Source organism: Thermus antranikianii DSM 12462, from assembly GCF_000423905.1.
GTDB lineage: Bacteria > Deinococcota > Deinococci > Deinococcales > Thermaceae > Thermus > Thermus antranikianii.
Map to the genome: position 1 here is coordinate 100,722 of NZ_AUIW01000001.1, position 21,973 is coordinate 122,694.

Annotated in this window: 17 protein-coding genes; 10 read left to right on the plus strand and 7 right to left on the minus strand. The window is 64.6% G+C overall.

Going from position 1 to position 21,973, the window contains the following annotated elements; all coding sequences use genetic code 11:
* The first annotated feature begins 51 nt into the window (after positions 1 to 51).
* A complete protein-coding gene (locus G584_RS0100510) occupies positions 52 to 1,599 on the plus strand; it encodes an acyl-CoA dehydrogenase family protein (RefSeq protein ID WP_028492864.1) in 1,548 nt (515 codons plus the stop codon).
* Here the strand turns inward: G584_RS0100510 and G584_RS0100515 are convergent.
* The 3 genes from G584_RS0100515 to G584_RS0100525 are packed head-to-tail and all read right to left on the minus strand — an operon-like array spanning position 1,572 to position 6,300.
* A complete protein-coding gene (locus G584_RS0100515) occupies positions 1,572 to 3,284 on the minus strand; it encodes an aldehyde ferredoxin oxidoreductase C-terminal domain-containing protein (protein ID WP_028492865.1) in 1,713 nt (570 codons plus the stop codon). The two genes, G584_RS0100510 and G584_RS0100515, sit on opposite strands and share 28 nt — an antisense overlap.
* Before the next feature lie 10 nt (positions 3,285 to 3,294).
* On the minus strand, positions 3,295 to 4,965 hold the full coding sequence (locus tag G584_RS0100520; protein WP_028492866.1) for an ABC-ATPase domain-containing protein: 1,671 nt from the start codon (positions 4,963 to 4,965) through the stop codon (positions 3,295 to 3,297).
* A gap of 9 nt (positions 4,966 to 4,974) precedes the next feature.
* Positions 4,975 to 6,300 (minus strand): aminotransferase class III-fold pyridoxal phosphate-dependent enzyme, encoded by a 1,326-nt coding sequence (locus G584_RS0100525; RefSeq protein WP_028492867.1) that lies wholly within the window; start codon positions 6,298 to 6,300, stop codon positions 4,975 to 4,977.
* A gap of 88 nt (positions 6,301 to 6,388) precedes the next feature.
* Here G584_RS0100525 and G584_RS0100530 point away from each other — a divergent pair, with 88 nt between their 5' ends.
* The 5 genes from G584_RS0100530 to fdhF are packed head-to-tail and all read left to right on the plus strand — an operon-like array spanning position 6,389 to position 12,441.
* Positions 6,389 to 7,249 carry a metal ABC transporter substrate-binding protein gene (locus G584_RS0100530; protein ID WP_028492868.1) on the plus strand — a complete coding sequence of 287 codons (861 nt, stop codon included), beginning with the start codon at positions 6,389 to 6,391 and terminating at the stop codon, positions 7,247 to 7,249.
* A gap of 7 nt (positions 7,250 to 7,256) precedes the next feature.
* The gene (galK, locus tag G584_RS0100535; RefSeq protein ID WP_028492869.1) at positions 7,257 to 8,300 is read left to right on the plus strand and encodes a galactokinase; all 1,044 of its coding nucleotides are present in this window, start codon (positions 7,257 to 7,259) and stop codon (positions 8,298 to 8,300) included.
* Positions 8,301 to 8,335: 35 nt separating this feature from the next.
* Complete coding sequence (locus tag G584_RS0100540) at positions 8,336 to 9,808, plus strand: NADH-ubiquinone oxidoreductase-F iron-sulfur binding region domain-containing protein (RefSeq protein ID WP_028492870.1); 1,473 nt, start codon at positions 8,336 to 8,338, stop codon at positions 9,806 to 9,808.
* On the plus strand, positions 9,798 to 10,400 hold the full coding sequence (locus G584_RS0100545) for a 2Fe-2S iron-sulfur cluster-binding protein (protein WP_028492871.1): 603 nt from the start codon (positions 9,798 to 9,800) through the stop codon (positions 10,398 to 10,400). Before G584_RS0100540 ends, G584_RS0100545 begins: the two co-directional genes overlap by 11 nt.
* A 1-nt stretch (position 10,401) precedes the next feature.
* Positions 10,402 to 12,441: a formate dehydrogenase subunit alpha gene (fdhF, locus tag G584_RS0100550; protein ID WP_028492872.1), complete on the plus strand. Its 2,040-nt coding sequence runs from the start codon at positions 10,402 to 10,404 to the stop codon at positions 12,439 to 12,441.
* Positions 12,442 to 12,460: 19 nt separating this feature from the next.
* Here the strand turns inward: fdhF and G584_RS0100555 are convergent, their stop codons facing one another.
* The 3 genes from G584_RS0100555 to G584_RS0100565 all read right to left on the minus strand — a co-directional run bounded on the left by G584_RS0100555 (position 12,461) and on the right by G584_RS0100565 (position 16,856).
* Positions 12,461 to 13,537: a TRAP transporter substrate-binding protein gene (locus tag G584_RS0100555; protein ID WP_028492873.1), complete on the minus strand. Its 1,077-nt coding sequence runs from the start codon at positions 13,535 to 13,537 to the stop codon at positions 12,461 to 12,463.
* A 69-nt stretch (positions 13,538 to 13,606) separates the two neighbouring features.
* A complete protein-coding gene (locus G584_RS0100560) occupies positions 13,607 to 13,972 on the minus strand; it encodes a response regulator transcription factor (protein ID WP_028492874.1) in 366 nt (121 codons plus the stop codon).
* Positions 13,950 to 16,856 carry an ATP-binding protein gene (locus tag G584_RS0100565; protein ID WP_028492875.1) on the minus strand — a complete coding sequence of 969 codons (2,907 nt, stop codon included), beginning with the start codon at positions 16,854 to 16,856 and terminating at the stop codon, positions 13,950 to 13,952. The genes G584_RS0100560 and G584_RS0100565 overlap by 23 nt, the downstream gene beginning before the upstream one ends.
* A 113-nt stretch (positions 16,857 to 16,969) precedes the next feature.
* On the opposite strand from G584_RS0100565, the gene G584_RS0100570 reads away from it, so the two are divergent.
* Genes G584_RS0100570 through G584_RS0100580 form a run of 3 tightly spaced genes read left to right on the plus strand, consistent with a single transcriptional unit; the run spans position 16,970 to position 19,824 of the window.
* Entirely contained in the window at positions 16,970 to 18,115 is a 1,146-nt protein-coding gene (locus tag G584_RS0100570) for an acyl-CoA dehydrogenase family protein (protein WP_028492876.1), read from the plus strand.
* A 10-nt stretch (positions 18,116 to 18,125) separates the two neighbouring features.
* Complete coding sequence (locus G584_RS0100575) at positions 18,126 to 18,869, plus strand: electron transfer flavoprotein subunit beta/FixA family protein (RefSeq protein ID WP_015717196.1); 744 nt, start codon at positions 18,126 to 18,128, stop codon at positions 18,867 to 18,869.
* Positions 18,870 to 18,879: 10 nt separating this feature from the next.
* Positions 18,880 to 19,824, plus strand: coding sequence for an electron transfer flavoprotein subunit alpha/FixB family protein (locus tag G584_RS0100580; RefSeq protein WP_028492877.1), 945 nt, complete (start codon positions 18,880 to 18,882; stop codon positions 19,822 to 19,824).
* Positions 19,825 to 19,886: 62 nt separating this feature from the next.
* Here the strand turns inward: G584_RS0100580 and G584_RS0100585 are convergent, their stop codons facing one another.
* Positions 19,887 to 20,309, minus strand: coding sequence for a hypothetical protein (locus tag G584_RS0100585; RefSeq protein ID WP_028492878.1), 423 nt, complete (start codon positions 20,307 to 20,309; stop codon positions 19,887 to 19,889).
* Between the two features lie 73 nt (positions 20,310 to 20,382).
* Between G584_RS0100585 and G584_RS0100590 the strand changes: the two genes are divergently transcribed.
* Positions 20,383 to 21,948 carry an acyl-CoA carboxylase subunit beta gene (locus G584_RS0100590; protein WP_028492879.1) on the plus strand — a complete coding sequence of 522 codons (1,566 nt, stop codon included), beginning with the start codon at positions 20,383 to 20,385 and terminating at the stop codon, positions 21,946 to 21,948.
* The last annotated feature ends 25 nt before the right edge of the window (positions 21,949 to 21,973 follow it).

Below are 21,973 nucleotides of genomic sequence, written 5' to 3' on the forward strand. Positions count from 1 at the left end.
TCATCTTGACGCACCCCCCTTCCGGGATTAGCCTGGGACTCGGAGGAAACCATGAGGGCACGCTTTTACAGCCAGGGCGAGGATCACTATAAGCTTGACCCGGACCTAAAAGCGATATTAGACACTTTTGCCCCCGGCCTCCCCCAGGAGGAGCTCTCCGCCTTCGGGAAGCTGGTAGGGGAAGAGGTTTTAGAGGTGGCCCATCACGTGGACCAGGATGCCCTGCCCCGCCTCCAAATGCACGATCTGGATGGGAACCGTATAGACCGGGCCCTCCTCTCCCCTGCGCAAAAGACCCTCTTGGAGAAGCTCCGCCCCATGATCCGCCCCGCCTATGAGGGCCGGGGCTGGCCCCTCCACTACGCTTTCGGGTACCTCCTGGCGGATGGAGGGCTTTACTGCATCCTCACCATCACCCACCAGGTGGCCTACGCCCTCCACAAGTACGCCCCTGAGCACGAAGCGGTGAAGCGGGAACTCCTCTACGGCCCGGCCTTCGGCGCCACCTGGATGACGGAGATCCAGGGAGGAAGCGACCTGGGGGCCAACCGCACCGTGGCCCGGCGGGAGGGAAACGCCTACCGCCTTTACCAGGGGGATAAGTACTTCGCCTCAGGGGCGGGCCTGGCCGACTATGCCATCGTCACCGCCAGGCCGGAGGGAGCCCCGGCCGGCCCCAAGGGCCTTGGCCTCTTCCTCCTGCCACGGGAGGTGGAGGGGAGGCTGAACTTTACCGTGCGCCGGTTTAAGGAAAAGCTGGCCACCCGGGCTGTGCCCTCGGGGGAAGTGGAACTAGAAGGAAGCCTGGCCTACCCCATCGGCAAGCTGGAGGAAGGCATTTACTACACCCTGGAAAACCTAACGGTGAGCCGGCTGGCCAATGCGGCCGCCGCCATGGGCATCGCCAAGAAAGCCCACCTCGAGGCCCTCTTCCGGGTAAGGAGGCGGACAGCCTTCGGGAAGATCCTCCTCCAGCACGACCTCATTCAGCACGACCTCCTGGAGATGCGCCTAAGGCAGGTGGGAGGCACCGCCCTGGCCTTTCTGGCCATCCAGGCCTTTGACCAAGCCTGGGAAGAGCGGCCCCCCTACAGCGAGGGCTATCACCTGGCCCGCCTCCTCTCCCACCTGGCCAAGGGGCGCACCGCCGAGCACGCCAGCGCCATCACCGCCCTTGCCATGGAGCTTTTCGGGGGCCTGGGCTTCCTGGAGGAGTACGGGGTGGCCCGCTGGCACCGGGAAGCCCTCATCACCCCTATCTGGGAGGGCCCCGCCAACATCCAGGCCCTGGACATGCTGGAGGCCATCCTCAAGAAGCGCGCCCACGAGCCCCTCTTGGACATGCTAGGGGAAAGCCCAAGGGCCCAGGCCGAGGCGCACAAGATCCTCAAGAAGCTGCAAGAGGAAGGACCCTGGTATGCCAAGGAGGCCCTTAGGGCTTTGGCGGACGCGGTGACGGTCTACGCCTTGGAGAAGGTGGCCGCCGAACCCTTCCCCGAGCTTGCGGAGCTCTACACCCGCCGCTTCCTTAAAGGGGAAACCCTTCCCCCCTCCGCCCAAAGGCCTGAGCTTTACGACCCCTGGTCAAGCCTCTCGTAAAGGGGCGCCAGGTCCTCGGGGCGGAAGCGGGCGGTGTAGCCCTTGGGCGGAAGGGGTTCCTCATAGAAGAAGCCCGGGAGGCGGTCATCCTGGTGGGTGAAGCCCGCCAGGTGGTTAAAGCGATGTTCCAGGCGCAAAACGCCCTCCCCAAGCTCACGCCAGAAGGCAGGGGTCAGGTTCGTGCCCAGGGCGGCGTTTAGGCTTTCCACCACGAACTCCACCTGCTTGTTGGTGACGCTTCCCCCGAAGACGCAAAGGCCCAGGGCGTCGTTGGCGGCGGCGTTCACCTGGGCCTGATAACTGGCCTCGAGGATCTCCTCCACGGGCATGGCCCGGGTTTCCAGGCGCGGGGCATTCCCCGCGGTGTGGTCTGCCCCCTGGGCGGTGATCATCATGGTGATCCCCGTGGCCTCCACCACCCTGGGATCGTAGGCGCTGATGGCCTGACGCTTGATGACGGGAACCCGCTTAAGCCCAAGCGCCTCCCCCACCCGGGCGGTGCCTTGGGCCAGGAAGCGGGCCTCCTCACTTGGAGTGTAGAGGGCTTTGAGCCTGGCCTCCATGAAGGCATAGTCCCCCCAGTCCGCCTCTCCCTTTTCCATGAAAAGGGCCAAGGTGGCCCCGGTTTCTATGGTGTCCACCCCCAGGTCGTTGGCCAGGCGATTGAGGCGGGCGAGCTGGTCCGGATCGGTGAGGCCACAGTTGGTGCCCATAAGGCCGATGGTCTCGTACTCCAGGGGGGAAACCACCTCCTCTCCCTTTTCGTCCACGATGACGTTGGAGCACTGGATCACGCATCCAGGCATGCAGGCGTGGGTGTGTTTCCCTCCCCGAGCCTTGTTGAGGGGAGCGATGTACTGGCCGCCCATGCGGAACTCCTCCGGGGAGGCGAGCTGGCCCTGGCGAAAGTTCCTCACCGGCAGTCCCCCGAAGGCATTCTGGAAGTCCGCCATTCCCATGGTGCCGATGGCGTTGTAGAACTTCATCACCAAGGGGTCCTGGCGCAAAAGCTCCGCATAGCGGCGGATGGCCCCGGTGACCTTGGGCTTGTCCCAGACCTCCACCTTCCCCGGCACCTCCACCACGATGGCCTTGACCCGCTTGCTTCCCATCACCGCCCCCACGCCTCCCCGGGCCGCCAGGCGGGAAGGCCTGCCGTCGATGTCCGAAAAGGCGATGCCCGAAAGGAGGCCCAGGTACTCCCCCACCGGCCCCAAAAGGGCAAAGGCGATCTTCCTGCCGTAGGCGGCAAACAGCTTGGCCGCCGCCTCAAAGTTCCCGAGGCCCAGGAGGTCCTCCGCCGGGTCAAAAAAGACCTGGCCCTCCCGGGTGATGCGGAGGACCACCCAGTCGGGGCTTGCCCCCTCCAGGACCAGGTGGGAAAGCTTCATCTGGCCCAGGGCGTAACCGAAGGTGCCGCCCCCGTTGGCCTCCTTGATGCCCAGGGTAAGGGGGCTTCGCGTACCCACGCTGGTGCGGTTGGCGTTGGAAAACCCCGTTCCCGCCAGGGGACCTACGGCGAACACCAGGGGATTCTCTGGGGAAAGGGGATCCATGCGGTAGGCCTCCCGCTCCAGAAGAAGCCGCCCCGTGCGGTAGCGGCCGCCATGGGCCGCCTCCTCAGGAGAAACCTCCTCCCAATAAACCCGCTTGTTCAAAAGGTCAACCCGCAAAGACCTCCACATGGTTTCCAGCTTACTCCGCCGCCCGCCGCACCTCCAGGGAGCGAAGCCGGTTCACCGCTGCCCCCAGCTCCAAAGAGCGCACTTCGGCTACCTCAGGGGCCTCTTCCAGGGAAAAAAGGTCCTCTACCCTTCCCAGTACCTCCTCCACCAGCTCCCGCAAAGGAGTTTTGCCGTCCGCCTGCCGCCAAAGCCGCTGGAGCCATGCCCCCAAAGCCCGCACCTGGGCGTTTTCAAAAAGGTCCAAGGCGGATAGGTCCACCACCTCCTCCCCGTAGACCAGCTCCCTGAGGCCCCGACCCTTCACCCGGGCCTTCCTGCCCCGCCTGGGATCAAAGCTTTCGGGCAAGGGAGCCCGGGAAGCCACGGCAAGGGGATACCGAGGCTCGCCAAAAGCCCGCCCCGTGGGATGGGCTTGGGCGATGGCCTTGGCCTCCAGGGTGGCCTCCCTCGGCCGGTACTCCTCCAGAAGCAAGACCGTGTCTGCCAGGTCCAGGTAGTCCCCCACCCCGCCCACCACCAGGATCAGGCTCACCCCCCTGGCCTTAAAGTCCTGAACCCGGTCCAAAAGGGGGGTGAGGGTTTCCCGCCGCACCAGGGCCTGCATACGGGCATCCCGCACCAGGAGGTTGGTGGCAGAGGTATCCTCGTCCAAGAGAAGCACCCGGGCACCCAGCTCCAGGGCCTCCAGGATGGCGGCCGCCAGGCTGGTGGACCCCGAGGCATCCTCCGTGGAGAAGAAAGAGGTGTCCTGGCCCAGGGGAAGGTCGTGCACGAAGGGCCTTAGATCCACGCCCTTCACGCTTCGGCCATCCTCCGACTGGACCCTCTGGGCCAGGGCATGGGTCACCACCCACTCCCGCCCATCCCCGGGAATATGGGGATAGACCCCGTGAACCAAGGCCTCGAGGAGGGTGGTTTTCCCATGGAAGCCTCCGCCGGTGATAAGGGTGAGGCCCTGGGGGAGGCCCATCCCAAAGACCTCACCCTTGTGGGGTACGCGGAAGGAAACCCGCAAGGAAGGGGGGCTTTGGAAGGGAACCGCCCCCCTTAAGGGCTTCTGGCTTACCCCGCTTTCCCGGGGAAGGATGGCCCCATCCCCCACGAAGGCCACCAGGCCCCTTTGGGGAAGGCTCTCCTGAATATAGGCAAAGTCCTCCACCTGCTGGACCTGGGATACCAGGGCCCTCCCATCCAGTTCCCACAGAAACCCCCGAAGGTGCTCCACCAGGGCCCGGAAAAGCCTCTCCGCCTCCTTACCCAAAATCCTTCGGCCCGAGGCGGGAAGCCCCACCCGGAAACGCAGGTAAAGCGCCTCTTGGCCAAGATGGGCTCCAGCCCGCCGCAACACCTTGGGGCTTTCCACCTCTACAAAGACCCTCCCCGAGTGCCCGCTCCCCCCGCAAAAGGGCAGGTGGCGGAACCGGGCCTTGAGGGACCTGAGGAGGAAGTCCTCCACCGCTACCCGGCCCATGGGGTGGCGGTAGATCCGAAGTCCCTCCACGGCCTTGGCAGGGTAGCGCACCTCCACAACGCTTGGGGTGGCGAAGGGATCCCCCTGCACGTGGACAAAGCGCAGGTCAAACCCCTCACCCCTCCAGGTTCCCTTTAGATCCTTGTAAAAAGGGTAAGGCCTCCCCTCGAGGGAGGCCAGGAAAGGAAAAAGCTCCTCTAGCCGCCGCACCCTTCCAGGTTAGCCCAAAGCCCCAACCTCCACCTGCTTGAGGGCGCGGGAAAGGCGCTCCACACCTTCCAAGAACTCCTCCTCCTTTATGGTGAGGGGTGGAGCCACCACCAGGATGTTGTGCTTGACCAGGAGGTAAACCCCCTCCTGCCACAAAGCCGTTTGTAGGGCCTGCATGGCAGGGCTAAAGGGAGCATGCCAGGGAGAAAGGGGTTCCTTGGTGCCCCGGTCCCGGACCAGCTCTACGGCGTAAAAGGCCCCAAGCCCCCGGACATCCCCCACCACGGGATGCCGGTCCTTTAGGGCCTTAAGGCTTTCCTGGAAGAAACCCTCCATGGCCAAAACCCGCTCGAAGATGCCTTCCTCTCGGTAGACCTGGAGGGAAGCCAGCCCCGCCGCCACCGCCAAGGGATGACCAGAGTAGGTGTGTCCCGTAGGCAAGGGATTTTCGTCAAAGTAACGGGCCAGGGTTTCCCGCACGAGCACCCCTCCTAAGGGCACGTAGGCGGAGGTGACCCCCTTAGCAAAGGTGATGAGGTCGGGAACCACGCCAAACCGCAGGGCGGCAAAGGCTGCTCCCAGACGCCCGAAGCCGGTCATCACCTCGTCAAAGACCAAAAGGATGCCATGTCGATCGCAAAGGGCCCGCACCCCCTCGAGGTACCCTTCCGGGTAGACGATGACGCCATTGGAGCCCACCACGGGCTCCAGGAAGATGGCCGCCACCCGCTTGGGATCCTCGTGGAGGAGAACCCTCTCCAGGTGGTCCAGGGCCCGGGTGGTTTCCTCCCTGGGGTCTTCCGTGTAAAAGGGGCTCCGGTAGGGATAGGGAGCGAAGAAGTGGACTACCCCGGGGGCAGTGCCCGGTTCGGAAGGCCAGCGGCGGTTTTCCCCGGTAAGGCTGGCGGAGGCGTGGGTGGCCCCGTGGAAGGACCGGTAGGCGGCAAGGACCTTGAAGCGGCCGGTGAGGTGGCGCACGAACTTCAGGGCGTCCTCGTTGGCCTCGGTACCCGAGGGGGTGAAAAAGACCCTGGCTCCTTCGGGCCAGGGAGAAAGGTCGGACAAGGCCTTGGCGAGAAGGGCCCGCTTATCGTGGAAAAGACTAGGGGCCGCATAGGCCAAGGTGGCCGCCTGCTCGGCAATGGCCCGCACCAGCCTAGGGTGGCCATGGCCCAGGTTCAAGGCCACCAGGCCGCTGGAAAGGTCCAGGTAGCGCCGCCCCTCCTCGTCGTACAGCCAGACTCCCTCCCCCCGCACCACCAAGGGGGGGTTAAGGGAAGCCTGGGCCACCCAGGGGGTAAGGACGTGCTTCTTGTGGAGGGCTTTTAGGTTCATCTCCCCCTGAGTATACCCGCCCCTCCATAAGCTCTTGCACGGCCCAAGGGGGCTTGCGGCTATAACGATAATGGTTTATCATTACCTTATGCCACGGCTAGCCCTGTTGCTCCTTCTCCTTTCCCAAGCCTGGGCCCAGGTGCAGGTGGCGGCCACCACCCCCCTCCTGGCCGACCTGGTGTCCCAGGTGGGGGGGAACCGGGTCAAGGTAGAAAGCGTGGTCCCCCCAGGGGCCGACCCCCACACCTTTGAACCCACCCCCAGCACCGCCAAAAACCTGGCCCGAAGCCGCCTTCTCTTCGCCAACGGCCTCGGCCTCGAGGCCTTCTTGCCCAAGCTGCAACGCCTCCTCCCCCAAGGCGCCCGGGTGGTGAAGCTGGCGGAAGGGCAACCCAGCCTCATCTGCCAGGAGGAACACCAAGAGGAAAGCCTGGAGGAACGGGAGCACGCCCACGGCCCCTGCAACCCCCACCTCTGGCTGGACCCCACCTACGCCCTGCGCTATGCCGAGCGCATCGCCCAGGAACTCGCCCAGCTGGACCCCAAAGGAAAGGCCATCTACCAGGCCAACCTAAAGCGCTTTAGGGCGGAGGTGGAAAAGCGCGATAAGGCCTTCCAAGCCTGCAACCTAAAGGGCCTCAAGGTGGTCACCCAGCACGATGCCTTCGCCTATTTTGCCCGCCGGTACGGCCTCCAGGTGGTGGGTAGCCTCACCGCCTCGGGGGTGCAGGAGGCGGGAAGCCGGACCTTCCTCACGCTCCTGGAGCGAGCGCGCCGGGAGGGGGTAAAGCTGGTCCTGGCCGAACCCCAGTTCCAGGGAACCGCCCTCAAGGCCCTGGCTGAGGCCCTGGGAGCCCGCATCGTCGTCCTCTATACCGACACCCTGGACCGAAAGGTGCCCACCTATCTGGATTTACTGGACCATAACCTTAAGGCTCTATGCCCATAATGGAGGCATGGGGTTTAAAGAAGTCTTCGGCACCCTGCCCGAGGCCAGCGCCCAGGCCCCGGGGCGGGTGAATCTCTTGGGGGAGCACACCGACTATCAGGAGGGCTACGTCCTTCCCACCCCCCTCCCCTACTTCACCCAAGTGGAGGCCGCCAAAGGGGAGGGCCGGGTAGAGGCCTACAGCGAGGAGCTCAAGGAGCTCAGGGCCCGGCCTTTGGAAAGCCCGGCCCAAGGGGACTTTCTGGACTACCTCCTGGGGGTGGTCTGGGCCCTGAGGGAGGCGGGGTACGAGGTTCCCGGGGCTCGCTTTTACGTGCGGAGCAGGGTACCCATAGGGGCGGGGCTTTCCAGCTCGGCGGCCCTCGAGGTGGCGGCGCTAAAGGCCCTGCGCATCCTCTACCGCCTGCCCCTTTCCGACAAGGAAATCGCCCTTTTGGGCCAGAAGGCGGAGGTGGAGTACGTGGGGGTGCGCTGCGGCATCATGGACCAGATGGCCGCCAGCCTGGGCGAGGTGGGCAAGGCCCTTTTCCTGGACACCCGGACCCTGGAACACGAGAACCTACCCCTTCCTCCAAGGAGCCGGGTGGCCGTCCTAGACCTGGGCTTAAAGCGGCGCCTGGCCAGCGCCGGGTACAACGAAAGGCGCAAGGAAGCGGAGGAGGCAGCCAGGCGGCTTGGGGTGCGAAGCCTTAGGGACATCGGGGACCTTTGCCTGGTGGAGAGCCTTCCCTCCCCCTTGGACAAAAGGGCGCGGCACATCGTGGGAGAGAACCTCCGGGTGCTAAGGGGGGTAGAAGCCCTACGAAGAGGGGACGCCCGGGCCTTCGGCGAACTGATGGTGCAAAGCCATCGCTCCCTCTCCCAAGACTATGGGGTGAGCCTCCCGGAACTGGACGCCCTGGTGGAGGAAGCCCTGAGGGCCGGGGCCTATGGGGCCAAGCTCACGGGAGCAGGGTTCGGCGGGGCGGTGGTGGCCCTGGTGCCCGAAGACCGCATGGAAGGTTTCCAAAACCACCTCCTCTCCCGTTTTCCCCATCTCCGCATCCTTTGACCGGCCTAGCCCCCTCGGCCAGGTAAGCTAAGGGCATGGAAAAGCCAAGCCTCCTCCCCCTCCTGGATGCCCGCCTTCCCCTAAGCGAGGAGAAGGTGGCCGAGGCGGCCCGGCTTGCCGGGATACCCCTGGCCCAGGCCTGGGGGGTGGTGCGCTACTACCCCCGGTACCGGGGCCTGCCCCAGGGAAGGCTCCTGGTGGACGATCCCGTGGCCCGGGCCCGGGGATTCGCCCGCCTCCTAGAGGGAGCCGACGGAACCCATCCTCCCTTGGGCCTCGAGGCCCTCTCCCCCATCCACGTGCGGGTGGAAGGGGAGAAACGCTATGTGGAATGGGAAGGCCGGCTCATCCCCTTTAAGGAGTTTCGCCTCCCCTTCGCCCTAGGGCATGGGAACCGGCTTCTCCCTCCCGAACCCATCCTGGAACTTGACCAGTATGAAGCGCTGGGAGGGTTGGTGTTCTTGCGGAGGGCCCTGAAAAACCTCCTAGCCCCGGAGGCCATCCTCAAGGCCGTGGAGGAGGCTGGACTCCTGGGCCGGGGAGGAGCCGCCTTTCCCGCCCACATCAAGATGCGGGCCGTGGCCCGGGGGGAGCCCCCCAGGTATCTGGTGGTGAACGCCGACGAATCGGAACCGGGCAACTTCAAGGACCGCTTCCTCCTGGAGCACCATCCCTTCCTGGTCCTGGAGGGAACGCTTTTGGCCGCCCTGGCCATTGGGGCAAGCCAGGTCTTCCTCTACGTGCGGGATGAGTTCGAAGCCGCCATCCTGGGCCTGGAAAAAGCCATCCACCAACTTGAGGAAGCTGGCCTCCTTCCCGTTCCCACGCAGGTCTTTACCAGCGGGGGCCTCTACATCTGCGGCGAGGAAACCGCCCTTCTGGAGTCCATGGAGGGCAAGAGGGCCGAGCCCCGCTTAAAGCCCCCTTTTCCCGTGGAAAGAGGCCTGTGGGGAAGGCCCACCCTGGTGCAAAACGTGGAAACCCTGGCCAACCTGCCCCTGATCCTTAGGGAGGGCCCGGGAACCTGGCGTCAAAAGGAACCCAAGCTCTTCTCCATTACCGGGGACGTGGCCAAGCCGGGGCTTTACGAGCTTCCCCTGGGAACATCCTTGGAAGACGCCTTACGGAAAGCTGAAGGCGAGCCAGAGGGGCTGAAGGCCGTGCTCCTGGGCGGAGCCGCAGGGGTGTTTACCCGCGATTTCGCCTTCCCTTTGCGCTACAAGGGTAGGCTTCCCTTGGGAGCCGGCGCCATCGTGGCCTTCGGAAAGGAGGTGGACCTGTGGGAAGTCCTTTTGGGCCTGGCCGAGTTTTTCCGGGAGGAGTCCTGCGGGAAGTGCTTCCCCTGTCCTTTGGGCACGGCGGTGCAGGTGGAGATGGTGAGGCGGCGGGAAAGGAACCGGGACCTGGTTCACCACCTGGGACAGGCCCTCAAGGGAAGCCTGTGCGGCCTAGGCCAGTCCGCCTACTGGGCCTACCAAAGCCTGTTGGAGGTGGAAGGTGCGGCTTAAGGTGAACGGACAAGAGGTGGAGGTCCAGGAAGGAACCCTCCTCCTGGAGATCACGGATCCTCCCCACCTGTGCTACCATCCCCACACGGAAACCCGGGGGCTTTGCCGCCTCTGCCTGGTGGAGGTGGACGGCCGCCTGCTTCCCGCCTGCGCTACCCAGGCCCAGGAGGGCATGGAGGTGAGAACGGACACGGAAGACCTCCGAATCCTCCGTCGAACCCTCCTGGAATGGCTAGCCCTGACCACAGACCTGAGCCAGGCCCCCTCCCTTTTAGAGCTCCTGAAGGCCCATCAGGGCCAACCCCAGCGTTGGGGCAGCGTATCCCTGAGCCGAAGGGAACGGAAGCCTATCCGGGACAACCCCTTCTTCCTGAGGGACTACGCCAAGTGCGTGAACTGCCGCCGTTGCGTGGACGCTTGCGGGGACGGGATCATGGGGGTGTACGCCCTCACCCTGGAGGGGAGGGGCCTCATGGCCCACCCCACCACCCCCCTGGACCGGCCCCTTCCCGAAACCCCCTGCGTCTTCTGCGGCAACTGCATCCAGGTTTGTCCCACAGGGGCCCTCAGACCCTTGAGCATGGAGGTGTAGGATGCGTACCACGTGCCCTTACTGCGGTGTGGGTTGCCAGGTGGAGCCCGAGATCCAAGGGGGCCGCATCCTCCGGGTGCTCGCCCCCGACATCCCCCCTAACCACGGGGCTCTCTGCGTGAAAGGCCGCTTCGGCCTGGACTTTCCCTTCTCGGGAAAGCGCCTCCTCTACCCCATGGTGCGGGAAGACCGCCGCCAGGCCTTCCGCCGGGTTAGCTGGAACGAGGCCCTGGATTACACAGCAAGCAAGCTTCTCGCCGTGCTGAAAAAGCGAGGCCCCGAGGCCATCGCCGTCTTCCCCTCCGCCAAGACCACCAACGAGGAGGTCTATCTTACGCAGAAACTGGCTCGCGCTCTCCTCTCCACCAACCACGTGGACCACTGCTCCAGGCTTTGCCACTCCTCCTCCACCGTGGCCCTTTCCCGTTCCCTGGGCGGGGCCAGCATGACCAATCCCATAGAGGACATCTGGAAAACCGACCTCTTCCTGGTGGTGGGCTCCAACACCACGGAAACCCACCCCGTGATCGGGGCCATGATCAAGAAGAGGGTGCGGCAGGGAGCAGGGCTCATCGTGGTGGACCCCCGTTACACCGGCATGGCCGAGGCCGCCACCCTGTGGCTACGGATACGCCCGGGTACCGACCTTTTCCTCCTGAACGCCATGGCCCGCTATATCCTCGAGGAAGGCCTCTGGGACCAAGGGTACGTGGAGGAGCGCACCGAGGGCTTCGCCGAGTGGCAGGCCTCCTTGGAGCCTTATACCTTGGAGGAAGCCGAGCGCATCACCGGGGTGGAAAAGGAGAAAATCGCCTTAGCCGCCCGGCTTTACGCCACCACAAAGAGGGCGGGGGCTTACTGGGCCATGGGAGTCACCCAGCACACCAAAGGGACTGCCACCGCCCAAGCCCTGGTAAACCTGGCCCTTCTCACGGGCAAGGTGGGTAAGGAGGGAGCGGGCCTCAACCCCTTGCGAGGCCAGAACAACGTGCAAGGGGCAGGGGACATGGGAGCGCTGCCCGATGTCCTCCCCGGGTACCTGAAGGTGTCGGACCAAGCAGCAAGGAAACGCTTTGAGGCCCTCTGGGGGGTGGAGTTGAACCCCAAGCCGGGCCTACGCATGACCGAGGTCTTCGAGAGAATCCCCGAGGTGGAGGCCATCTACCTCATCGGGGAGGATCCCGTGACCAGCGAGCCTTACCAGGACCACCTGAAGGCCAAGCTGGAGGCCCTCCCCTTCCTTGTGGTGCAGGACATCCTGGAAAACGAAACCACCTCCTTTGCCCACGTGGTCCTGCCGGCGGCCAGTTTCCTGGAAAAGGACGGAACCTTCACCAACACCGACCGCAGGGTCCAGAGGATTCGGAAGTTGCTGGACCCCCCAGGGGAGGCCCGGCCCGATTGGTGGATCGTCCAGGAGCTGGGCAAGCGCCTGGCCCAGGCCTTGGGCCGTCCTTGGGCACTCTACCCCGGCCCCGAGGCCATCTGGGAGGAGGTCCGCCGGGCCATTCCGGAGATGATGGGCGGGATCACGTACCGCCGCCTGGAAAGCGAGGGCGTCCGCTGGCCTTGCCCCCACGAGGACCATCCCGGCGAAGCGGTGCTTTTCCGAGAGCGCTTCAACACCCCCTCGGGGAAGGCCCGTTTCTTCCCCGTGCACTTCACCCCTCCGGCGGAAACCCCTTCGGAGGAGTACCCCTTTACCCTCTCCACCGGCCGGGTCCTCTTCCACTGGCACGGGGGCACCCTAAGCCGCAACAGCCAACTCAAGGAAGCCTACCCCGAACTCAAGGTGGAGGTGAACCCCAAGGACGCCCAGAAACTGGGTATAGGGGATGGGGAGATCATCCAGGTGGTGAGCCGCCGAGGCCGGATCCGGGCCCGGGCCTGGGTTACCGACCGCACCCCCGAAGGAGTGGTCTACGCTCCCTTCCACTTTGCCGAAGCCCCCGCCAACCGCCTCACTACGGACGCCCTGGATCCCTTCAGCCGCATCCCCGAGTACAAGGTGGCGGCGGTGCGCCTGGAAAAGCTGGATTGAGAACCCTCCCCACGTTTCCTCAAACGGTGGGGAAGGCGAAGCTCTCATAGCCCAGCTCGGCCACGGAGAACCAGCGGTACTGTTCGTTGCGGAAGGCCCAGTAAGCGGAATACACCTTGCGGTAGGTGGCGTCCTTGGCCGCCTGTTCCTCGTACAAGGCCCGGGCTTCCTCGAGGGCCTTCTTCATGATCTCCCCCGGCCAGCGGCGCAGGCGCACCCCTGCCTTGAGAAGGCGGTTCAGGGCTGGAGGGTTCTGGGCATCGTACTTGGCCATCATGGTGAGGTTGACCTCCGCCGCTGCCACCTGGAAAGCCTCCTGGAACTCCTTGGGAAGCCTCTGCCACTCCCTTTGGGAAACCAGGAAGGAAAGCTGGGCGCTGGGTTCCCAGAAGGAGGGGTAGTAGTAGTAGCGGGCCACCTTGTAAAAGCCCAGCTTCTCGTCGTCGTAGGGGCCTGAGAACTCGGTGGCGTCGATGGTGCCCCGCTCCAGGGCCGGGTAGATATCCCCGGCGGCCAGGGTCTGGGGCACCACCCCAAGCCGCCCCATCACCAGCCCTCCAAGGCCAGGAATGCGCATCCTTAGGCCCTTAAGGTCCGCCAGGGTCTTGATCTCCTTGCGGAACCATCCTCCCATCTGGGCCCCGGTGTTTCCTCCAGGGAACTGGATCACCCCGAAATCGGCATAGACCGCGCGCAGGAGCTCCAAACCGCCACCATACCGCATCCAGGCGTTGTGCTGCCGGTAGGTCATGCCAAAGGGCACGCCCCCGTCAAAGGCCAGGGTGGGGTTCTTTCCCACATAGAAAGGGCCATAGGTGTGGCCCGCCTCCACCGTGCCCTGCTGGACTGCATCCAGCACCTGGCCCCCGGGCACAATCTCCCCCGCCTGGTAAACCCGGATCTGGAAACGGTCGCCGGTGAGTTCTGCCACCCGCTTGGCCAAATCCTCGGCACCGCCATAGAGGGTATCCAGGCTCCTGGGGTAGCTGGAAACAAGCCGCCAGCGCACCTGCGGGGTGGCTTGGGCAAAAGCCGAGTAGAAAAAGCTTGCCGCCAAACCCACCCCCACTCCTTTGAGAAACCGCCTCCGCCTCATACCTTCCCCCTTTTCGCGTATAAGTATACACCAGCCCGCCCCAGGCTATTCAGGCCGTCCGAAGAGCCGTTACCCTTCTTCCCGGGCCAACAGCCGGTCCACCTGAGCCAACAGGGTCTGGGTTTCAAAGGGCTTGCCCAGGAAGGCTTGCGCCCCCGCCTCGAGGGCCTCCCGCCGGCTTTTCTCGGAAACGCTGGCGGAAAGGGCCAGAATGGGCGTGGAAAGACCCAAGGCCCGCATCCTCTGGATCACCTCGAGGCCCGATACCCCGGGCATCACCAGATCGCACACCACGAGATCGTAGGGTTCGGAAAGCTTCTCCAAGGCCGCCTGGCCGGAAGAGGCCCAGTCCACCTGGTGCCCAGCCCGCTCCAGAATGCGGCGCACCATATGGGCCACCAAGGGTTCGTCCTCAACCAGAAGGATGCGGGCCATATAGGGGTAGGATAACCCTAAAGAGGCTTCCTTTTCCCTCCTCGCTTTCCACCTCAATCCGGCCCCCATGGGCCTCCACGATGTGCTTGGAAATGAAAAGGCCAAGCCCCGTGCCCGAAACCCCCCGGGTCTGGGCGTTCTTGGCCCGGGCGTAGCGCTGGAAGAGCTTGGAAAGCTCCTCCTCGGGAATGCCGGGGCCCGTGTCCTCCACTTCCAGGACCACCTTGTCCCCTTCCTGCCGGGCCCGAAGGTAGACCCGCCCGCCCGGCGGGGTGAACTTGAAGGCGTTGGAAAGGAGGTTTCCCACCACCTGAACCACCCGGTCGGGGTCCGCCTCCAAAAGGGGAAGCTCCTCCAAAGCCACCTGGAACTCCACCCCGGAAAGCCGGGCCACGCCCTGGAAGCTCCTGGCTAAGTCCTGAAGAAGGGGCCTCAGGTTCACGGGTCTTCGGCTCACCTCAAAGCGGCCGGCCTCGAGGCGGCTCGTATCCAGAAGGTTATCCACCATGGTCTTGAGCCGGAAGGCGCTTTCCAGGATGAGGTCCGCTGATTCCTGGGCTGAGGGGGAAAGCCCCTCCTCCCGAAGAAGCTCGGCTAGGCCCATGATCACCGCCAAAGGGGTGCGGAGCTCGTGGCTTACGGCGGCGATGAACTCCCCCTTAAGCCGCTCGGCCTCCAGCCTGGGGCGCAGGTCGTGCAGGTCCACCACCACCCCCTGCACCCGGGGGTCAGCCAGAAGGTTCCGCCCCCAGGCCTCCACGGGAATCGGGGTGCCGTCCGCGTGAAGGACCCGGAACTCCCCGGTGCGCACCTCCCCTGGGTGGCGCAAAAGCTCGCGGAATAGGGCCTCCGCTATCCCCCGGTCCTCGGGGTGGACGAAGTCCAAGGCCCTCAAGGGAGCCTTCTTGTACCCCTCGGGGTCATAGCCCAGCACCGGGCGCACGCTGGCGCTCACATAACGGATAAGCCCTTCCCCATCCAGCACGTAAACCACGTCCTGGGAGTGCTCCAAAAGAGCCTTAAGGCGCTCCTCCTCGGCCTCCACCAGTTCCAAAAAGCGGGCCTTTTCCAACACCAAAGCCAGCAGGGTCCCCACTTGAACCAGGCGGGAGAGAAGTCTATCAGGAAAGCGCCTCTCCTGCCGAAAGCCCAGCAGAAGCCCACCCCGGAATCCTCCCGCCCGGAAGGGAACCACCAAGGCGCTCTTAAGGCCCAGCATCTGCGCCACCCCGCAATCCTGGGCCTCCAGGACCTCCGCCCCCAGCGGCTCTCCCTCCATCAGGGCTTTCTCCAGAAGGTTGGGCCGGGGAAGGGGTCCGGGAAGGGTGCAAGTGCTGTAAAGCACCCTTTGGCTACCCCCCTCCTCCGCCAAGAGCAACCCCTCATCCGCGCTGAAGAGGACTTGCAGGCGCTTGACGATGGCCTCGGTCAAGGGAGCAAGCCCCGGCTGGCGCAAGGCTTCCTTGGCCAGGTCCACCAAGGTCTGGGTGAAGGCCACCTGCTCCCTCAGGGCCCGCTCCATGCGGGTGCGCTCGGTGATGTCGTGGAGAACCAAGACCCGCATCTCCCCCACCTGCTTTCCGCGGACGCTATACGCGGCCCCTCCCAGACTGAACTCCAGCCTCCCTCCTTCCAAGGCGGGCTCCAGGGCCGCGGGAAGGTCCTCGAGGGACACCGTGGACCCCACGGAAAGCGCCTGGCGGGCCTTCCCGTTGGCAAAACCCTCGGAACCGAAAAGCACCACCACCCCGTCGGGAAGCTCCTCCAGCACCTGGAAAAGCCGCCCCCGCTCCGCAGCTAAGGCCAGGGAAAGCTCCTTCTTTTCCCGGTAAAGCTGGGCATTCCTGAGGGCTACCCCCGCCACGCCCGTGAGGAGCTCCACGTAGCGCACCTCCGCCTCACCCACCCCTGGCCCCCCAGGCCCGTGGTCCACGGCCACTGCCCCCAAGGCCTCTTCCTCAGCCAGAATAGGAACAAAGGCGACACTTGGACCCATCTCCTGGGCCACGTGCGGGGGCAGGCTTTCCCTTCCCAGAACCAGGGTCCTCCGTTCCCGCACCACCTTGGCCAGGGGATCTGGGGAAGAAGCCAAAGGCAGGCGGATGCGGCTGATGCCCTCCGTCCAGTAAAGGTCTTTTCCCCGCACGGTGAGGTAGCCCTCCAGGTAATCCTTGCCCTCCTCCCCCTTCACCAGGGCCACGGTCACCCGGAAGAAGCCGAAGCGCTCCGAAAGGGCCTGGGCCAGGGTTTCCAGCACGGCAGCGGGTTCCAGGGCCTTGACCACCTCCCGGGCCAAGGCGCTCACGTGGGAAAGGGCCTCCGCGTGGCGGGAAAGCCCGGCCAAAGCCCGGTTTCGCTCCGACAGGAGTTCGCCGTTTTTCAAAGCCAGGGCCGTGAGCTGGGCGAGAAGGGGCAGAAGAGGCCTCAGGGCCTGGGGAACTCCCTCCAGGCTCAACACCCCCTTGGGCGAAAAGTAAGCGCAGCTAGGACAGACCAGGAAGCGGGTCTCCCGGGTGGCCCGGGGGCGGACCGTGCAGCGGGCCTCGGGATCGGCCCAGCAGTACGAGGCCTCCTCCCCCACCACCGGCAAAAGCCATTCCTCTCCCCGCTGCACGGGACCTTCGGCGAAAAAGGCCTCCTGCACATGCCCTTTTGCATATAGGGGAAGGGCGATGGCGGAAACCGTGTAGTGGCGGCCCCGGCCCGAGGCTACCTCCCCCACCAGCTCCCGGGTTTCCCGGTGGTAGAGGAAGAGGGCTGCCCGCTCCACTCCCTCCTCCGTGGCCACCTCGAGGAGGTTCCGGAGTATTTGCACAGGCTCTAGATCTCTTAATAAAGCCCGCTGGAATCGCCCAAGGATCTCCAATTGGCCCGAGGTTCTCATCTGCCTCCAATGGTAGCATGGGGGCGGGGTTGCAAGGGGGTGGGCACAATCTTAGACTGGGTCAAAGAGCGGGCCCTCGGCCCCACCCCTGGCAGGCCGCCAAGGAGGAGGTTATGCCTATAGACTTCAGCCTCACCGAGGAACAACGGCAGCTCCAGGCCCTGGCCCGGCGCTTCGCCAAGGAGGTCATCCTCCCCGTGGCCCAGGAGTACGACGAGAAGGAAGAAGTGCCCTGGCCGGTCATAGAAAAGCTCCACGAGGTGGGCCTCCTGAACGCCATCATCCCCGAGGAGTACGGGGGAATGGGCCTCAAGATGCTGGACGAGGTCATCGTGGGGGAAGAGCTGGCCTACGCCTGCATGGGCATCTACACCATTCCCATGGCCAGCGATTTGGGGATCACTCCCGTGCTTCTAGCCGGCAATGAGGAGCAAAAGCGCCGCTTCCTCAAACCCCTTACCGAGAAACCCGCCCTGGCCGCCTTCGCCCTCAGCGAGCCGGGAAACGGCTCGGATGCCGCCGCCCTCAAGACCAGGGCAGTGCGCCAGGGGGATTACTACATCCTTAACGGCACCAAGATGTGGATCTCCAACGGGGGCGAGGCCGAGTGGGTGGTGGTCTTCGCCACCTTGAACCCCGAGCTACGCCACAAGGGGGTGGTGGCCCTGGTGGTGGAAAAGGGCACCCCGGGCTTCAGGGCCGTGAAGATCCACGGAAAGATGGGGCAAAGGGCCTCGGGAACCTACGAGCTCATATTTGAGGACGTCAAGGTACCCGTGCAAAACCGCCTGGGGGAGGAGGGAGAGGGGTTCAAGATCGCCATGAACACCCTCAACAAAACCCGCATCCCCGTGGCGGCGGGAAGCGTGGGAGTGGCGCGAAGGGCCCTAGACGAGGCCAAAAAGTACGCCAAGGAACGGGAGGCTTTCGGCCAGCCCATCGCCAACTTCCAGGCCATCCAGTTCAAGCTGGCGGACATGATGATCGGCATAGAAACCGCCCGCATGTACACCTACTACGCCGCCTGGCTCGCCGACCAGGGCCTGCCCCACGCCCACGCCAGCGCCATCGCCAAGGCCTATGCCTCGGAGATCGCCTTTGAAGCCGCCAACCAGGCCATCCAGATCCACGGGGGCTACGGGTACGTGCGGGAGTTCCCGGTGGAGAAGCTCTTGAGGGACGTGAAGCTCAACCAGATCTACGAGGGCACCAACGAGATCCAAAGGCTCATCATCGCCAGGCACCTCCTGGCGGAATAGGAGGTAAGGGATGAAGTTCGTGGCGGTCATCAGGCAGGTACCGGACGGGGAAAGCAGGCTGAGGATCCAGGGGGATCGGGTGGATCTTTCCGGGGCCACCCTGATCCTGGACCAGATGGACGAGTACGGGGTGGAGGAAGCCCTTCGCCTAAAGGAGAAGCACGGGGGCGAGGCCATCGTGGTGGGCTTCGGCCCCGAGCGCACGGAGGAGGCCATCCGCACCGCCTTGGCCATGGGGATGGACCGGGGTATCCACGTGGTTTACGAGGGCTATGCCGATCCCGTGACCGTGGCCGAGGCCCTGGCCCCCATCCTGAAGGAGGAATCCCCTACCCTCATCCTCACGGGCGGGCAACAGGCGGACTGGGATAGCCAGGCCCTGGGCGGGGCTCTGGCGGAAGCCCTGGGCGTGCCGGTGGTGGCCTGGACCACGGCCCTCGAGCTGGAAGGGGAAACCGCCAGGGCCAAGCACGACCTGGACGAGGGAGCGGAGTGGGTACGGGTACGGCTTCCTGCGGTCTTCACCACGCAACAAGGCCTGAACGAACCCCGCTACCCCACCCTGCCCGGCATCATGAAGGCCAAGAAGAAGGAGATCAAAAAGGTGGCCTTTCAGGGCGCAAGCCGGGTGGAAATCCTCCAGGAGAGCATCCAGGAGAAGACCCGGCTTCAGAAGATCCTGGACGGCAAGGATCCTGTGGCGGCAGCCGAGGAGCTGGTGCGGCTTCTGCACGAGGAAGCCAAGGTGATCTGAGGAGGCATCCATGATCCTGGTGGTTCTGGACCACGATGGAAACAAGCTGAGGAAGGCAAGCCTCGAGGCCCTGACCCGGGCCCGGAAGCTCTCTGAGGCCTTAGGGGAAGGGGTGGCCGGGGTGCTCTTGGCGGAGGGCCAAGCCCCTGTGGAAGAAGCCCGAGGTTACGTGGAAACCCTTTATGTGGCGGAGCTCGGTCCCTACACCGCCGAGAAGTGGGCGGCGGGGATCTTGGAAGCTGCCAAGAAGGCCGGGGTAAAGGCCATCGTTGCCCCTTCCTCCCGGCAAAGCCGCACCTACATGGGCCGGGTGGCCTATGCCCTAAGGGCTGGGCTCCTGGAGGACACCCTGGAGTCGTGGGTGGAGGGAGGCGAGGTCTACGCCACCCGTTACGCCTACCTGAACCGGGTGACCCAGAAGGTGAAAACCGCTCCCCCAGTGGTCCTCACGGTGAAGCCCAACACCACTCCCCTCGCAGAACCCCTGGGCCAGGCGGGCCAGGTGGTGGCGCTTCCCATCCCCCCAGTCCCCACCGTGGAGGTGCTGGAGAGGGTGCAGGAGGAGAAAAAAGGCGTCTCCCTCACCGAAGCGGATGTGGTGGTCACGGGAGGCCGGGGCATGGGTGGCCCCGAGGCCTTCAAGCAAGTGGAGGAGCTTGCCGCCCTCCTGGGCGGGGCTGTGGGAGCCACCCGGGCGGTGGTGGATGCCGGCTGGCGTCCCTATAGCGAACAGGTGGGCCAGACGGGGAAGACCGTGCAACCCTCCCTGTACATTGCCCTGGGAGTTTCCGGGGCGGTCCAGCATCTGGCGGGGATGAACAAGAGCAAGTACATCGTGGCGGTGAACAAGGACCCCGAGGCCCCCATCTTCAAGCACGCCGACTACGGGATCGTGGGGGATGTGCACCAGGTGCTTCCCGCCTTGATCGAGGCGGTAAAGAAACTTAAGGACTAGCTACGGCCAGTGGCAACGGACAGGCAGGGATATCCCTGCCTGTCCGGAACTTTAGCCCATCCCTACCCCTTCCTGGGAGGAGCCCCCTCGTTCTCCATACGCGAGGCCTCGTGGTTCTCTTGGCCAAGGGATCCCTGCTCCTCGCTCCCTTCCTTTCCTCGGTTACCGCGAAGAAGCTGCAACAGGAAGAAAAGAAGCACCGCCACCACCACCACGCCCACCGCATAGGGCCAGGCGGGGGCGCTTGGGGCTTTTGGCACCTCAGGGAGGGAAAGAGGTGGGGACGGAGCCTTGAAGACCTCCTGTTCCAGCTTGGCCACCCGATCGCCCAAGGCCTTCAGGGCTTGCTCCTGGGCCTGCACCCGATCTTCCAAGGCGGCCACCTGGCCCTCGAGGGCCCGGAGGCGGGCATAGCCCTGGTAGCCAGCCCAGACCAGAAGAAGTGCCACCGCCAGCAATAGGACCAGGCTTAACCAGCGCTTCATTCCACTCACCTCCTCTGCCGGGCCCCCTTACCGTGGAAGCAAACCCGGCTTCTTAGTATATCATGCGGCCAGTATGGCCGATAACGCCAAGCTTATCCTGGATGAGCTACTGGCTGAGCTGGAGGAAAGGCGGAAAAGGATCCTTCTCGGCGGGGGAGAGGAACGCATCCGCAAGCAGCACCAGCAGGGAAAGCTCACCGCCCGGGAGCGAATAGACTACCTTTTGGACCCGGGAAGCTTTGTGGAACTCATGCCTTTCGCCGAGCACCTGGAAACCGGCCTCATGGAGGGGATTGAGGCTCCAGCCGACGGGGTGGTGACCGGCTACGGCACCATCGGGGGCCGTTTGGTCTTCGTCTTCAGCCAGGACTTCACTGTCCTAGGCGGCTCCTTGGGCAAGATGCATGGGCGCAAGATCGCAAGCCTCATGGACCTGGCGGCCAAGGTGGGGGCTCCCATCATCGGCCTTAACGACTCCGCCGGGGCCCGCATCCAGGAGGGAGTGGATAGCCTCTCCGGGTACGGGGAGGTCTTCTACCGCAACGCCATCTACTCCGGGGTGGTGCCCCAGATCTCCGCCATCCTGGGGCCCTGCGCCGGGGGAGCGGTCTATAGCCCTGCCATGACCGACTTCATCCTCATGAGCCGGGGGACCAGCTACATGTTCATCACCGGCCCCGAGGTGATCAAGAGCGTGACCCGGGAGGAGGTGAGCTTTGAGGAGTTGGGCGGGGCGGACGTGCACATGGAGAAAAGCGGGGTGGCCCACCTCGAGGGCCGAAACGACCAGGAGGTCCTGGACCTCATCAAGAAGCTTCTCTCTTACCTGCCCCAAAATAGCCGGGAAAAGCCCCCGGTGGTGGAACCCAAGGACGATCCCTTCCGCCCCACCCCGGAGATCCTGGACATCGTCCATCCCGATGCCAAAAGGCCTTACAACATGCACCAGGTGATCAGGACCCTCCTGGACGATGGGGAGTTTTTGGAAATCCAGCCTGGCTTCGCCAGGAACATCATCGTGGGCTTAGGCCGGCTTGGCGGCTACCCCGTGGGGGTGGTGGCCAACAATCCCCGCTTCATGGCCGGGGCCTTGGACATCAACGCTTCCGACAAGGCCGCCCGCTTCATCCGCACCATGGATGCCTTCAACATCCCCATCCTCACCCTGGTGGATGTCACCGGATTCCTGCCCGGGGTGGCCCAGGAGCACGGGGGCATCATCCGCCATGGGGCCAAGATGCTCTTCGCCTACGCCGAGGCCACGGTGCCCAAGATCACCCTCATCGCCCGCAAGGCCTACGGCGGAGCCTACCTGGCCATGAACTCCAAGGACATGGGGGCGGACGTGGTCCTGGCCTGGCCCACGGCGGCGGTGGCGGTGATGGGGGCGGAGGGGGCCGCCAACATCATCTACCGGCGGGAGATCCAATCCTCCCCCAACCCCGAGGAAACCCGCCGCCGCAAGATCGAGGAGTACCGCCGGGCCTTTGACAACCCCTGGGTGGCCGCGGGTAGGGGGTACATTGACGATGTCATCGACCCCACCCACACCCGCCGCATCCTCTACCAGCACCTAAGAATGCTCTGGAACAAGAAGGAGGAGCGCCCCTTTAAGAAGCACGACAACATACCCCTTTAAGTTTCCGTTTTGCCCGCCGGACTAA

What these genes read in the sequence shown, in the direction of transcription:
- G584_RS0100540 (WP_028492870.1), top strand. Translation starts at nt 8,336, where the DNA reads ATGGAAAAGCCAAGCCTCCTCCCCCTCCTGGATGCCCGCCTTCCCCTA.
- G584_RS0100575 (WP_015717196.1), top strand. Translation starts at nt 18,126, where the DNA reads ATGAAGTTCGTGGCGGTCATCAGGCAGGTACCGGACGGGGAAAGCAGG.
- galK (WP_028492869.1), top strand. Translation starts at nt 7,257, where the DNA reads ATGGGGTTTAAAGAAGTCTTCGGCACCCTGCCCGAGGCCAGCGCCCAG.
- G584_RS0100580 (WP_028492877.1), top strand. Translation starts at nt 18,880, where the DNA reads ATGATCCTGGTGGTTCTGGACCACGATGGAAACAAGCTGAGGAAGGCA.
- G584_RS0100530 (WP_028492868.1), top strand. Translation starts at nt 6,389, where the DNA reads ATGCCACGGCTAGCCCTGTTGCTCCTTCTCCTTTCCCAAGCCTGGGCC.
- G584_RS0100560 (WP_028492874.1), bottom strand. Translation starts at nt 13,972, where the DNA reads ATGGCCCGCATCCTTCTGGTTGAGGACGAACCCTTGGTGGCCCATATG.
- G584_RS0100585 (WP_028492878.1), bottom strand. Translation starts at nt 20,309, where the DNA reads ATGAAGCGCTGGTTAAGCCTGGTCCTATTGCTGGCGGTGGCACTTCTT.
- fdhF (WP_028492872.1), top strand. Translation starts at nt 10,402, where the DNA reads ATGCGTACCACGTGCCCTTACTGCGGTGTGGGTTGCCAGGTGGAGCCC.
- G584_RS0100515 (WP_028492865.1), bottom strand. Translation starts at nt 3,284, where the DNA reads ATGTGGAGGTCTTTGCGGGTTGACCTTTTGAACAAGCGGGTTTATTGG.
- G584_RS0100570 (WP_028492876.1), top strand. Translation starts at nt 16,970, where the DNA reads ATGCCTATAGACTTCAGCCTCACCGAGGAACAACGGCAGCTCCAGGCC.
- G584_RS0100525 (WP_028492867.1), bottom strand. Translation starts at nt 6,300, where the DNA reads ATGAACCTAAAAGCCCTCCACAAGAAGCACGTCCTTACCCCCTGGGTG.
- G584_RS0100590 (WP_028492879.1), top strand. Translation starts at nt 20,383, where the DNA reads ATGGCCGATAACGCCAAGCTTATCCTGGATGAGCTACTGGCTGAGCTG.
- G584_RS0100565 (WP_028492875.1), bottom strand. Translation starts at nt 16,856, where the DNA reads ATGAGAACCTCGGGCCAATTGGAGATCCTTGGGCGATTCCAGCGGGCT.
- G584_RS0100510 (WP_028492864.1), top strand. Translation starts at nt 52, where the DNA reads ATGAGGGCACGCTTTTACAGCCAGGGCGAGGATCACTATAAGCTTGAC.
- G584_RS0100555 (WP_028492873.1), bottom strand. Translation starts at nt 13,537, where the DNA reads ATGAGGCGGAGGCGGTTTCTCAAAGGAGTGGGGGTGGGTTTGGCGGCA.